The 13,577-nt window shown below is 61.9% G+C and carries 9 protein-coding genes and 2 pseudogenes; 1 reads left to right on the top strand and 10 read right to left on the bottom strand.

All coding sequences use genetic code 11. From position 1 onward, the window contains the following. Positions 1–135: 135 nt before the first annotated feature. From bcsB (OKW30_RS33665) to bcsR, 4 genes are all read right to left on the bottom strand, one after another. Positions 136–2,544, bottom strand: coding sequence for a cellulose biosynthesis cyclic di-GMP-binding regulatory protein BcsB (gene bcsB, locus OKW30_RS33665; RefSeq protein WP_429348752.1), 2,409 nt, complete (start codon positions 2,542–2,544; stop codon positions 136–138). A 40-nt stretch (positions 2,545–2,584) separates the two neighbouring features. Continuing rightward, entirely contained in the window at positions 2,585–4,909 is a 2,325-nt protein-coding gene (bcsB, locus tag OKW30_RS33670) for a cellulose biosynthesis cyclic di-GMP-binding regulatory protein BcsB (protein WP_429348753.1), read from the bottom strand. Beyond that, positions 4,906–7,152: a UDP-forming cellulose synthase catalytic subunit gene (bcsA, locus tag OKW30_RS33675; RefSeq protein WP_429348754.1), complete on the bottom strand. Its 2,247-nt coding sequence runs from the start codon at positions 7,150–7,152 to the stop codon at positions 4,906–4,908. Before bcsA ends, bcsB (OKW30_RS33670) begins: the two co-directional genes overlap by 4 nt. A gap of 103 nt (positions 7,153–7,255) precedes the next feature. Next, a complete protein-coding gene (gene bcsR / locus OKW30_RS33680) occupies positions 7,256–7,678 on the bottom strand; it encodes a BcsR/BcsP family cellulose biosynthesis protein (protein WP_429348755.1) in 423 nt (140 codons plus the stop codon). A gap of 544 nt (positions 7,679–8,222) precedes the next feature. Between bcsR and OKW30_RS33685 the strand changes: the two are divergent. Continuing rightward, positions 8,223–8,639 (top strand): annotated as a pseudogene (locus OKW30_RS33685) (TonB-dependent receptor domain-containing protein); the annotation flags it as partial. Positions 8,640–8,683: 44 nt separating this feature from the next. On the opposite strand, the gene OKW30_RS33690 reads toward OKW30_RS33685, so the two are convergent. From OKW30_RS33690 to OKW30_RS33715, 6 genes and pseudogenes are all read right to left on the bottom strand, one after another. Continuing rightward, on the bottom strand, positions 8,684–9,817 hold the full coding sequence (locus tag OKW30_RS33690) for a mannitol dehydrogenase family protein (RefSeq protein ID WP_429348756.1): 1,134 nt from the start codon (positions 9,815–9,817) through the stop codon (positions 8,684–8,686). 25 nt (positions 9,818–9,842) lie between these two features. After that, a pseudogene (locus OKW30_RS33695) lies at positions 9,843–10,855 on the bottom strand (zinc-binding alcohol dehydrogenase family protein). A gap of 113 nt (positions 10,856–10,968) precedes the next feature. Further along, positions 10,969–11,283: an L-rhamnose mutarotase gene (locus OKW30_RS33700; RefSeq protein ID WP_090806617.1), complete on the bottom strand. Its 315-nt coding sequence runs from the start codon at positions 11,281–11,283 to the stop codon at positions 10,969–10,971. A gap of 25 nt (positions 11,284–11,308) precedes the next feature. Further along, positions 11,309–11,482, bottom strand: a complete 174-nt coding sequence (locus tag OKW30_RS33705) for a hypothetical protein (protein WP_184062783.1) — start codon at positions 11,480–11,482, stop codon at positions 11,309–11,311. Continuing rightward, positions 11,479–12,495 (bottom strand): aldo/keto reductase, encoded by a 1,017-nt coding sequence (locus OKW30_RS33710; RefSeq protein ID WP_429348757.1) that lies wholly within the window; start codon positions 12,493–12,495, stop codon positions 11,479–11,481. The genes OKW30_RS33705 and OKW30_RS33710 overlap by 4 nt, the downstream gene beginning before the upstream one ends. A 114-nt stretch (positions 12,496–12,609) precedes the next feature. Further along, positions 12,610–13,554, bottom strand: coding sequence for an ABC transporter substrate-binding protein (locus OKW30_RS33715; RefSeq protein ID WP_429348758.1), 945 nt, complete (start codon positions 13,552–13,554; stop codon positions 12,610–12,612). Positions 13,555–13,577 lie beyond the last annotated feature (23 nt).

Raw genomic sequence — 13,577 nt, forward strand, 5'->3', positions numbered from 1 at the left:
CCAGTAGCGGCCCTGTTCCAGCAGCATGTTGGACGTAGCATCCTGCGCCCAGCCCGGGTGGCCGACCGATGCGACCATCAGTCCGAGAATCCAGGCCCGGTTGCGGCTGCGTCTGACTGACATGACTTTCCTTGCTTATGATTGTTGCTGCCGCGATGCCCGCAGCCGCTCACGGGCTTCAGCGTCGCGCCGGGCCTGGCGGCGCCGCAAGAACGAAAACAGACCAACCGCGATCAGCACGAGCGCGATGATGCCCAGCGCCTTCAGCACCCACGCGAGCGACAGGCCGAATGAAGCCAGCCACCAGTCGAGGCCGCGCCAGATGCCGAGATGCCCGACGTAGTAGGTATGCTCGCTCACGAGCGAATCGACTTCCGTGCCGCGGATGGACACGAGGCTTCCCTGGATGGGCTGCTTGCCGGAGTTCGGCGCATCCAGCAACGCGGAGACCGCATCCTTCAGGCCGTCGGGCTGATTGCTGGCCAGCATGACCACGCTGCGGCCCGGTTGCTTCGGCGATTCGAAGCCTGCGAGCACGGCGCTCGCGCCCGGCCCCGACCAGGCCAGCGACAGGCGGCGGGGTTCGGCGTCGAGGCGCGGGTTGGCATGGAACCAGCCCAGCACGCGACCCGGCAGATCCGATACGGCGAACTGCGCGCTGTGGTCATACGCCGCGGGCATGGTCCGCGCCCAGTCCTTGAGCCAGGCTTGATCCGCACCCGAGGCGATCACGAGCAGATCCTTGTCGGACGGCATCGCGTCGATGCGCTGACCGCGCAGCACGGTGACGCCGCGCGCCGGATAGCCGGTCGAATCGCCCATGCGGCCCATCACCGCCAGATACGTGCTGTATTCCGGTGTGCCCGCGTTGGGGCCCAATACGACGTCCGTTCCGGACAGGTCGGCCATGCGCGTGAACGGGAAGCCCGCCTGGGCGAACGAGGCCAGGTTCGGCATGGCGATGTAGTGCGGATACTGCGACAGATCGATCGTCGATTCGGGATCGACCGCGCCGCGCACGTTGTCGATGATGATGTCCCGGCACTCGCCCTGCTTGATGTAGTCGTACATGTAGCGGAACTGCAACTGGGTATTCGGCTGCAACAGCGCCTCCAGCGGCACGTCCAGTTTCGCCTGGCGCGGCAGGCTGCTGTCGGGCAAAACTTCACCCCGCAGCTTGCTGCCGCCCTCGAGCCGTTCGAGCGAGAGCAGCGGAATCGACTTCATGAACTGGTCACTGACGCTGAACAGCAGCGACGAATTGACCATATAAGGCTGCGGCGTATAGCGGTAATGCAGGTCGATCGGCACGTTGGGCGCGTGCCAGCCGAACAGGTCGGGCGGCACGCGCATATTGATGCGGATCAGATCGGGGCTGTAGCCCGACACCTGCAATTGTTTGGCGTCGACGAGTTCGCCCAACGACATCGGACGGTCGGTGCGCAGCCAGCGCGGCGCATCGTACGGCTTGCGCGGCGCGAGGTCGGCGAACCGCGCGATGAGCGCGCTCGAACCCGACAGCGTCTGGCTGCCCGTGACCAGCGTGTCGGCGGCCTGCTTGAGTTCCTTGCCGTCACGGCCCATCACCAGCAACAGCTTGCCGTTGGGATCGTTGGGGTTGGTCACGACGGCGAGAGTCGGACCTTGCAGCGGCGAGCCCGCCAGGCTCGCTTGCGCTGCGCTGTCGACGATGACGACCGCGTTGCCCCTGGCAGGCACGGTAGAGATCGATACCGGGAATTGCGCGCCGCGATAGGTCGCCAATGCGCCGAACCACGACGACACGGCGCCGGCCGCTTCCAGCGCGGCCGTATCAGGATTGCCGGCGAACACGAACGGCAGGTTCAACCGGCGAATATCGTGCTCGTCGAAGAAGGGTCGCGGCAGGCGAGCCAGCTCGCTGGCCTGCGCCAGCGGCTGGGTGTCGATGCTCAGCGTACTGTCGTTGCTGATGTTGGCCCACAGGCTCGAATGCAGCGGGTCTTCGCACTGGTTGGTGTAGTGGCCGATCAGTTGCAGACGCAGCTTGCTGTTCGCGGTGAACAGATACGGCGGCAGCGTGATAGTGCGCTGCAGGTTGGTGCCGGAGGTGTTTTTGGGCACGTCGATCGATGCCGCCACCTGATCGTTGACCAGCACATTGATGTGCGACAGATCGGGCAGCAGCGCCGGCGAATAGGCATAGCGCAGGTTCAGTCGCGCACCTGTGACGACCCGATCGTCGCGCACGCCGACCGGCAGCGTATTGCTGCCGTCGGCACCGCGCAGGTTGAGCGCGTATTGCGCGCCGAGTTGCTGCAGCGAATAGGTCACCGTCGAAGAAGCCGCGGTAGCGGCTCCGGCGTCCGGCGCGGACTGCAGCGGCGCCGCGTTGCTATCTCCCGTTGCCGGCGGCGCGACCGGGTTGGCCGCGCCGCCGGCCGAAGCCGGCGCGTCCTGCCGCGCAGCGGCGGCAGCCGCCGCTGGTTGCGCGGCCTGGGTTACCGTCGATGTGACAAACACACAACCGAGCAACAGTGCCGGCCATACTGGTTGCGCAGTCATGCAACGCGCAAGGCGTGCCCGGGAGATGTCAGGCCGTCTTCTAAACATGAGAACCTCTTCGTCCTTCTTCACGTTGCGATGTCTGGGGAATATCCAGGTCTAATCGATTCAGGGCACGCCGGTGCAGAAACACGCCGCCGAGCAAACCTATGAGCGCGACGCTGGCGAGCGTCGCCACGAGCAGCAGCAGGATGTGGCTCGCGAAGAACCATTCGAGCGCGAGCCCAGGCGGCAAGGACCCGATGAAATAGCTTTGATCGTTGCTCAGCGTGGTGAGCGTGCCGTCATGCACGGCCACGAGGCTGCCGCTGATCTTGTGGTCCGGACGCTTGCTGATGAGGTAGCGGTTGGCTTGCAGCACGTCCACGACAGTGTCGAGACCGTCCGGCGTATTGCCCGCTACGACCACCGCGCTGCGGCCGCGAGCCAGCGGCGACTCGAGTCCCGCCAACATGCCGTCATGGTCGTCGCTGCTATACAGTGCGGCGATGGCGGCCTCGCGTTCAGCCTGCGCATGCCCACCCGTCAGCTTTTCCCACCACGCGGCGATCCAGCGGTCCGATGAAGCAACCGGAGCGAAGAAGCCGCGCGGCAGATCATCACGCCATGCTTTGAGCAAGGGCTGGTTATCGCCCGACGCCAGCACGAGCAGGTCCTTGCGACGCAGCGCGTCAAGCTGCGCTGGATCGCCCACCGTCACGCCCAGCACCGGATAACCCGTGGTTTGACCCATGCTGCCCATCAGCGTCAGGTAAGCGGAATAGTCGCCAGCGACCGGCCGTGCGGGCAGGATCACCGCCGTCCCGGACAGATCGGCCATCCGCGTGAACGGAAAGCCTGCGTCTGCGAAGGCGCGCAGATCCGGCATGGCTGCGTAACGCGGCAGTTGGGAAATGTCGATCGTCGAAGTCGGATCGATGGCGCTCAGGAGCGGGCCGCCGGGCACATCCTCGACGTGGTCTTGCGGCGCCACGGACTCGTAGCGATAGTCGAATTGCAGCGTCGTCAACGGCGGCAGCAGATAGGTCGGAACGCGTATCACCGCATAACCGTCCGACGCGCCGCCTGTCAGCGGCAAGGTCTGCAGGGGCGTGTTGCCGGCCAGCACACCGAGCTCCGAGCGCGTTGACTCCGGACGGGCCGTATAACGGTAATGCAGGTTCAGCACCGCGCCGCTATTGTCAAAACCGAACAGACCCGGCGGCAGACGCAGGTCCACATTGATCGCCCCAGGGCGAAAGCCCTGCACCGTCAAGCGGTCCGCCGCTAGCATCTCGCCCAACTGCACCGGGCGGTCACCCGGCAGCCAGTTGGGTGCGTCATAAGGCTTGCGCGGCACCACGGAAACCGGGGTGTCGATCTTGACCCGAGAGCCCGACAGCGTCTTCGCGCCAAGCACCAGCGCGGTCGCGGCCTCGCGGATCTGCGCGTCGTTGCGGCCCATGACCAGCAGCAGCTTGCCGTTAGCGTCATTGGGGTTGGGCACGATGGCCAGCATCGGCCCTTCCACCGCAGGCAGGGTCAAGCCCGGCACCTCGCCCGGCAGCGCGAGCACCACCGCATGTCCATGCGCGGGTATCGCACCCAGGCTCGCGGAGAAGTGCGCACCGCGATAGCCCGCCTGCGCACCCAGCCACGAGGTCACGATACCGGCCGATTCGAGGCGCTGCGCGCGAGGCGCTTGCGGCAGCACGACGGGCAGGTCCACCCTGCGCACATCGCGCACGTCGAGGAACGGCGCGGGCAGTTGCGACAGGTCACTGGACAGGGTCGCCGGAACCACGGTCAGTTCCAGCGCACTGTCCGGCCCGGGCTTCAGCCACAGGTCGGAACTCAGCGGATTGTTGCCCTGATCGCTCGCCTTGCTATGCGCGATCAACTCGAGGGTGAGCTGGTTGAACCCGGACAGCAGCGACACCGGCAGATCCACACTGATATGCGCCGGCGTCCGCGGTGCCGGTTCGGGCAACGCTACGGTCGCCCCCACGACGCTGTTGAGCAACACCTTGAGATGCGAGAGCGTAGGCAGCAATGTGGACGAGTAACTGTAGTCCAGCACGAGCCGCGCGCTGACCACGCGCTCGTCGCGGCGCAAACCGAAGTCCATGCCCGCATAGGCATCCTCGCCGAGCAAGGTCAATCCCTGCTCCGCGTTTTGCCGCAGCAGCGGGATCCGGTAGGTATACGCGTCGGCCGGCGCCGCCGCGCTGAGTTCCGGGTGCGGGCCTTGGCGCACGGCATCGACCGGGACAGCCGACGCGGCCAGCACGTCGCCCGCTCCGAGCAACAGGACCGAACACAACACCGCGCCCAACCGGCGCGCGCTCGTCAAGGAGCGCAAAAGCGACAGGTAGCCGACACTCACGATTGCTTTGTTCCCAAGTCGCTTGCCGGGTCTGCGGACGAACGGCCAAGGCGCTCACGCCCACCCAGGAACAGATGCCGGAACAACTCCCCGAAGCCGCGCATGCCGATGCCGAGCACCTCAAACAGGCTTCGCAGCGGCCTGTCGGGACGATAGCTGCCCCATGAGGCGATCCAGCTGTCGGCGCGCGAAAACGTCGCCCCTATCCAGGCGCGCTCCTGAGCGATCGTCAGGGTCGGAAAACTCACGCCGATGGTGCGTCCGCGGCACACCTGCACTTCGGCCGGGAAAACGTCCTCGTAGTCGTCGCGCAACACCGCCACCGTGATGCGATCGCCGTGCTCCGGCAACGGTGCGCCCTCAGGCAGCACCAGCCCCAGACCACCGTGCGAATAGTCGCTGGTCTGACAGTCGATGCGAGTTCCGTCGGCGTGAATCACGGCGGCCGGCAGTTCGATCTGGACCCGCGGAGCGAGACGCAACTGTCTCGATTCGCTCGCTACGCCCGCGGCCGCGCTGAGGTTCATGATGTTGTAGGTTACCCATACCAGGTTGAACAGAATGCTCGTCGCTTCGGGCCAACCCGGACTGCGGATCAGACCTGCGACACCCACCATGAATCCGCTCAGATTGATGAGCAGCAGAACGATGTAGGGCCGGGCCATCGCCCAGTCGAGGAAGGACTGACGGATCACCCCGCCCTTGGACGTCACGTTGAAGCCTTTGCTGCCTGGAAAGAGTACGGCTTGCAACGCGGGCAGAATCACGTACCAGGCCAGTACCGTTTCGTAGACTTCGCTCCAGAACGAATGTCGGAAACGCCCTTGAATGCGCGAGGCGCCGAGGCTCGAAATGACGAGGTGCGGCACGACATAGGCCAGCACCATCAGCGCGGAAGCATGAAAGACGTGCGCGCCAAAGAACAGATACGCCATCGGTGTGATCAGAAACACGATGCGCGGCAAGCCGAAGAAAAAGTGCATCATCGCGCTCAGGTAACACAGACGCTGTGGCAGTGTTAGCCCTGCGATCAACAGCGGGTTGAAGCGACGGAATATTTCCGCCATGCCTCGTGCCCAGCGTATGCGCTGACCGACGTGACGCCCCAGACTCTCGGTGGCGAGACCCGCTGCCTGAGGGATGGCGAGATAGGCCGTGTTGTAGCCCCTCGTGCACATCTTGAGCGCGGTGAGCGCATCTTCCGTGACACTTTCCGTCGCCACGCCGCCTACATCCTCCAGCGCCGAACGCCGCAGCACCGCGCAGGAACCGCAGAAAAAAGCGGCATTCCACAAGTCGTTGCCGTTTTGCAGCACGCCGTAAAACAGGTCACCCTCGTTGGGCACCTTGCGGAAGGTTTCGAGGTTGCGCTCGAACGGATCGGGCGAGTAGAAGACGTGCGGCGTCTGCACCATGGCCATCTTCGGATCTTTCAGGAACCAACCCATGCAGACCTGCAGGAACGAGCGCGTGGTGACGTGATCGCAGTCGAACACTGCGATGTACTCGCCGCTCGTCCTGGAGAGTGCCGCGTTGAGATTGCCTGCTTTGGCATGCGCGTTGTCCGGCCGGGTCAGATAATCCACGCCAGCCTGCTCGCAGAATTGCCGGAATTCGTCACGACGGCCGTCGTCCAGCACATACACGCGCAGCTTGTCGGCCGGCCAGTCGAGCAGCGTGGCGGCCAGCACCGACTGCCGCACGACCTGCAGCGGCTCATTGAACGTGGGAATGTACACATCCACCGTCGGCCATGCCGAGCTATCGGCCGGCAATCGCGCAGGCCGGCGATGCAGAGGCCAGAGCGTCTGAAAGTAGCTGCACAACAGCATGAGCACCGCGTACCCTTCGGCCAGCAGCAGAAGGCAGCCAAAGGTCATGTCGAGCGAGGTGGTAAAGGACAGCGTCTGCGTCAGGCGCCAGTACAGGTAGCGCAAGGACATAAACACCGACAATGCCACCATGGACACCGTGATGATCCTGCCGCGAATGCGGTTCAGCAGAACCGCGACGACCATGCAAAGGATGCCAAACGTCCATTGCTTCGACACGGCCAGATTGACCGTCATGGCAGAAGTGAACAACAGCGCGGCCAATAGCGTCACTGCCAGCCGCAGCCAGTTCGACGCCCATAGCGGTGTCCCCGCTTCCAGAAGTTTGTCGTCCCAACTTCCGGCATGGTCCGTGTTGCGCGTTTGCCGCCGCGGCTCCGTCTTGCTCAGCCTACGTTTGATCTGTGCCATGAAAAGGTCTTCTAGCGCGTGCGCCGGTTCGGCACGACGCGCAGGTTCGCGGCCACCGTGGTTTTAACCAGGCCGTCATTGACGGAAAAGACTGTGACGAAGTTCATGACGTCTGGCGTTGCGGAACACCTTCTTGAGGCTCGCTCCGTTCCCGCAGGCGCGCAAACACGGCGCTCAGAGAATCCGGCTGTTGAGGAGCGGTGACAGGTTCGGGATTGAACTGAAGGACCGGCTGTTCGGGGGCGGCTTGCAATACCGGAAGAGATCCGGACACGGCAGCGGGGACGGCTGGCGCAATCAGCTGCGGCGGCGCGGCGGGGGCCACTTCAGTCACATCGGTGGGAAGAACGGCTTCAGCCTCGCGAGCCGAGTCGTCCCGGGTCGTGTCCCCTGGCGACGAGGTGGTCTGCATGGACCAACGCCCACGCGAACCTTGCACCTGCTCTATTCTTTCTATTTCTTGATAATGCGACGGGCTCACGCCCAACATCTGGAAGAGATTCGAAATGTCTGATGCACTGCTCATGCGCCACCCCGTCGAACTGGCCATATTGTTTGTTGCAGACTGCACCGCGTACCGGCCGGGCAATCTGCTGTAATTTTTACTCACCGAATAAGTAAAACCATTATTCGTTCCATCATTGCGCCCGCCATAATAATTCCCAAAACGTGAGGCGGCACCGTTGATAACTCGCCCTTTAGAGACCTCTTCAGGAGAGCCGCGCCCAAGTCTTGTTTTTCAGCCAAGGCAACCGAGGGCCCCGCCGCTGCGGTACGAGCGTGTAACTCATGAGATACCCTTGCGCTCAGGATGAGCGGCGCATTGTACAGCGGAACTTAATGCGCGGCCCCCAAATAATTCCAATCTATATATCGGCATTTCCAGAGCAAAGTTAAGCGTTTTAAATGTTAAATATGGTCAGTCAAACGTTTGCTTTTTATTGGGCGTCCGATTATTCCCGAATTTGCGCTGGGAATCGGTTTTGAAAAGCGCGCCGTGGTGTTGCCCTTGAGGTCATTGTCATGAAATCGCCCCGGATCTGTTCGAGCACTGGCATACGAGGGCCGACGTCGGAAATGTAACGCGGGACCGGTCGATAATTGCGTCGTACGTCTATCAGGACGTGAAGAACGTCAAGGCAAACGACGCTTCGCTGAACAACTGGCCGGTCGACGTTGCGCGCCCGCGCCAGATGGCGTCGCTGTGGACCAACTGGACATGGCATACGGGCGCGCTCACCGGCTTCGGCATCGGCGCGGGCATCCGCTATCAGAGCGCGCTGGCGGGAGCGGCCGACAACTCGCTCACCATCACAAGCTATACGTTGTGAGACGCCGCGCTGCGCTATGACACTCGCAACTGGCACCTCGCACTGAATGTGGCGAACGTGTTCGATCCTCGCTACGTGAGCGGTTGCCAATCGTACGCAGCTTGTGTATTCGGCAACGAGCGGACTGTGTTGGCTACTGCGAAATGTGATTGGTGATAAGGCATTTCCAAGCTTCGCAATGGCGGGTATTCGGGACTTGGCTAAACCGATGCGACGCGCTCCAGCATCGCTCGTATTCGCAGCGGTCCAGGCTTCACGCCGAGTTTGTCGGCAAGTTGCACGAGCGGCAGAAAACGCCGCTGCAATTTTTCTGTGTGATTCTGCGCGATGTCCGCTATCCGGTGCTCGAGAAACGGATTGAGCAGGCGCTCGCGTAACTCGACGAGATAGGCGAGAGCCTGCTCGCGCTGACCGAGGACCGCAAATGTCGGGAGCACATCTTCCGCCCAGACAGTTTCCAGGCTGGCGCGTAGTATCGGGTCGTTCATTGCCTGACATACGGTCTCGTCAACCGGTCGGCGGTCCTCTAGCCACCGCTCCGCCAGATAGCTGTGACCGAGATTGAGCAGGAACAACTTCAGGCGCTCGAAGTGCTGCAGATCGTCAGTCAAAACGATGTTTTCATGGGTGCAGGGTAGAACCAGCCCCGGCTGCTGCTCAATCGCCCAGAGCGCATACGGTTCGGCAACGGCGCCCACCGGTTCGATCGCCTGCGAAACGATGCGGTCGACGAGCGAATTGGCCCATATGCAACGCGTTCGAAGGTAGATAGTGAACGGCTCCGGCAGCCGCCACTTTACCGCGAGAGTCACGACAAGTTCGCGCAACGTATCGCCGTTATTGACCACGAGTTCGCATGGAAAAAGGGAGAGCGGCGCATCAGGGTTTCGTTCCCAACGGGCATGAAGCAACACCAGCAGCTTGGCCGGAAAGCTCTGTGGCACGCGCTCCGGATGATTCACGAGCGTCGCGGTATCTTGGTCATCAAGCCGGAATCCCCTGTCTCCCGTATTGGAAACAATCACTTCGACGTGCTCTGCCACGGCGTCTCGCACTTGTGCCCAATGAGACTCGGCGTGCCATGCTGCGCGCACCGCGTTGCCGCTCAGCATCTCGTCCACCAGCACTCCGTGACGCATGCCTCGAACCCGTACCGGATATCGCCCGCCCTCTGCCAGCGCTGCAATACGCTTCTGACTGGACTCGCTGCTGGTGGTCTGCACGACTGTAATGCCACCGAGCGCGACACCCCGCGTCATGGCTTCCGAAACAAACAGGTCGACATGCGCCTGAAGAAAGCGGCTAGTGCCGAACTGGAGAATTGGCTGGCTCATGGCAAATATCCGATATGCGTCAGAGTCAGCATTCGATGATGGCTTTCACACTACACCTGCGGACGGTTCGAGCAGTTTCGAAAATTCGGCAGGAACATCGGCAAGCTTCATCCGGTGCGTGTTGAGTGCCGCATCGGGCACCTGACCGGCGCGCATGGCCCTGAGCACAGTTTCGAAATCTTCCGCAGTCGCATTGCGGCTTCCGATCAAGGTGGCTTCGCGCTTGTGGAACTCCGGATCGGAGAAAGTGATCTTGTCTCTCACCACGGAAATCAACACGTATTTCCCGCCGTGCGCAATAAACTCAAAGCCACGCTCCATGGCAGCCGGATTACCCGTCGCATCGAAGACCACATCGAAGAATTCGCCGTCGGTGAGTTTCGCCAGCTCGTCGACGTCGGTATCACCGATTTGCACAGTAGCCGCCACTTCAATTTTCTCAGCGCAGAAGTCGAGACGATCGAGCCGTGTATCGAGCGCCGTCACCGTGGCCCCGCGCAGACGTGAAAAGATCATTGCGGCCATACCGATCGGACCTGCACCGACTACCAGCACGCGCTGTCCCGCCTGAACGTCCGCGCGACGAACCGCGTGCGCGCCAATGGCGAGAAACTCGATCATTGCCGCCTGATCGAGCGTGATTCCTTCAGCCTTGTGAACGAACTGACGCGGCAAACTTAGATACTCCGTCAATGCGCCATCACGATGCACGCCCAATACCTGAATGTTCACGCAGCAGTTCGTCTTTCCGTTCCTGCAGGCAATGCACTGACCGCATGACAGGTAGGGCATCACGTAGACCGGGTCGCCGGCGCCCAGGCCGGAATCCGTGTCGGCTTCTTCGACCGTGCCCGACAGTTCGTGTCCCATCACGCGGGGGTAGGCGAGAAATGGCTGATTGCCGGTAAAGATGTGCAGGTCGGTGCCGCATACGCCGACGCGTCGAACGCGTAGCAACACTTCGCCGCGATCGCGCGGTGGCCGTGAGCGCGTCTCAGCGCGTAGTACGCCGGGAGTTTCACAAATAATAGTGAGCATGAGGTTTCCTTTTTCAGCTACAGAACCCGCGAAGCCATCGTGCGGTTTCGATGCGAGCCCGGTTAATCTGTTTCTTCATGGCGAGGTCAAACGAGTGCCGTGTCGAGACAACGCTATTCGAGGTAAAAGACCTCTTCCATCTGTGCCCAGTGTTCCGACGGCGCACGACTCACCAACGGTTTCTGGCACGGGCTGCACAGGCTCCACCAACGTTGTGTTTCCGGGTCGCTCGCAATCTCGGCCATATCGCTTTCATAGTCAGTTCCGACGTATTCCCAGTAACCAAACAACAGGTTCTCGGGCTCCCGCAGGAAAATCGAGTAGCGGGTGACATTCGAGCGTTTCAGGCGATCGAGCACCGTCGGCCACACCTGCGCATGCAAGCGTTTGTATTCGTCGATGTGCTGCGGATCGATACCGATGACCATTCCCATTCGTTGCACTACACTCTCCCTATTCTTCGAGCCGGTAGAATCGATAAGCGTTGCCGCCGAATACAGCGTCTTTGTCCTCATCGCCCGCATACCGCTCACAGTAATCTTCACAGGCGGCAAGCCAACCGGCGTAGTCGCCGAAATGTGTCGCGAGGTGCCAGAAATGGTGATGTGCGTCGATACGCAGGCTCACTCGACCACCTCGGGTACAGGTGCGGTGTCCGCGATCAGACCGTCCGACTTCAGCTCCTGCCACAATCCGGCTGGCAGCGCCTGCTCAAACCACGCGACGTTCTGCTGGAGTTGTTCGACACTGCGCGCGCCCACCACGCACGACACAACCGCAGGATGCGCAAGCGGAAACTGCAGTGCCGCGGCGGGTAGCGGAACCTCGAATTCGCGGCAAACCTCAGCCAGCCGGTTGACGCGCGACACGACACCGGCGGGGGCGTCCCCGTAATTGAACTTGCCGTTACCTGCCAGCACGCCAGAATTGAACACACCGCCGACCACGATCGAATTCCCATACCGTACGCAATTGTCGAGAAACGGCGCGAGACAATCCTGCTCGAGGAGGGTATAGCGGCCCGCCAGTAACGTCACATCGAGTTGTAATTCCTGCATGGCTTCATGCGCGACCTGCCACTCGTTCACGCCGAGACCGATGGCTTTGACCACCCCCGCGTTGCGCAGCGTGTCGAGCGCGCGGAAACCGCCCCCTTCTGTCAGCTGTTTCCAGAATTCGACGTTTGCATCCCCATGTGTCATTCGACCGATGTCATGCACATACAGCAGATCGATCTGCGCAATACCGAGACGCTGCTGGCTGTCTTCGAAAGACCGCATGACGCCGTCGAAGCTGTAGTCGTAGTGCGGCCGGAAAGGAAGCGGCTCAGCCCAGCCGTCGTCGCCGCATTGAACAGTCGGATCCGGCCGAAGAAGCCTGCCGACTTTCGTACTCAGCACGAACTCGTCGCGTGGCCGCGCTGACAACGCGTTGCCCACGCGGCGTTCCGAAAGCGTGTACCCGTAGAACGGCGCAGTGTCGAAATAGCGCAGACCGAGCGACCATGCTTCGTCCATCAGCGCGCGCGCCTGTTCCGGCGGCATCGTGCGATACAAACCGCCAAGTTGCGAACAACCCATACCCAGTGCGCTCAGTTGCACCTTGGCACGCGACACCTCACGCAGATCACTTGCTTTCATCAGGAATTCCGTTCCCAGGGATTCATTGCTGGATGTTCCACGCTTCACAGCGCGTCTTGAATAGCGCTGGGCTCAAGGGCGGACAACGCCGTCTGGCGTCGTCCGCATCGCGCTTCAATACAGGACATTCTTCGCGGCGGGCTGATCGATGTTGTCCTTCTCGACCATCACGACACCGGTATCCAGTTGCTTCGTAACCGGCTTGTGTTCGATCACATCCACCGCCGTTTTGACACCCTTGTAGCCCATCTGATACGAGCCCTGGACAGCGATGGCCTGGATGGTTCCGTCCTTGATGAAGCCCTGGAGGTCCTGGTTGCCGTCAAAGCCGATCGCGACGATCTTGCCGGCTTTCCCGGACTGCGCCAACGCGCGCCCCATCCCCACAGCAGTCGGTTCATTTGCACCGAAGATACCCTTCAGATCCGGATTGGCAGACAGCACGTCGGTCGTCTGATTGAGCGCGGTCGCCATCTGCGACTGCGAGTAGAACGGTCCGACAATCTGCAGCTTCGAGTGCTGCTCGAGATACTTCCGGAACCCACCCACGCGGCCAATCTCGGAACCCGCGCCGGCGACGTACGACATCACAGCGACTTTCCCCGTCTGTCCGACACGGTCGATCATCGCTTTCGCGCACAACTCACCGGCCTTGACGTTATCGGTCGAGAGAAACGACTGGTAATACTGCTTGCCGGAATCGGACACGAGCGAATCGATCAGGACGACCGGAATTTTTGCCTCCCAGGCCTTCTTCATTGCCGGGACCAGCGCGTCGGGATCGGACGGCGCGAGCACGATCGCCGCGACATGCCGGTTCACCGCGTTCTCGACCATATTGACCTCGTCCGCCACGGCTGACTCGGTCGCCGGTCCCTGAAACGTCATCGTGTAGCCGTTCAGCCCTTTCATGCCCTCCGTTGCACCCTTTTGCACGTTCTGCCAAAAATTCGAGTTGGCCGTCTTGACGATTACGGCGATCTCTCCGCCCGCCGCATTCGCGTGCGCCGTCACTGCGGTCAAAAGTGCGGCGGCCAATGCCAGATACATCTTTCTCATGTCTCACTCCTTGGGTTGGTGAT

The organism is Paraburkholderia sp. Clong3 (genome assembly GCF_050436485.1).
Classification (GTDB): Bacteria; Pseudomonadota; Gammaproteobacteria; order Burkholderiales; family Burkholderiaceae; genus Paraburkholderia; species Paraburkholderia tuberum.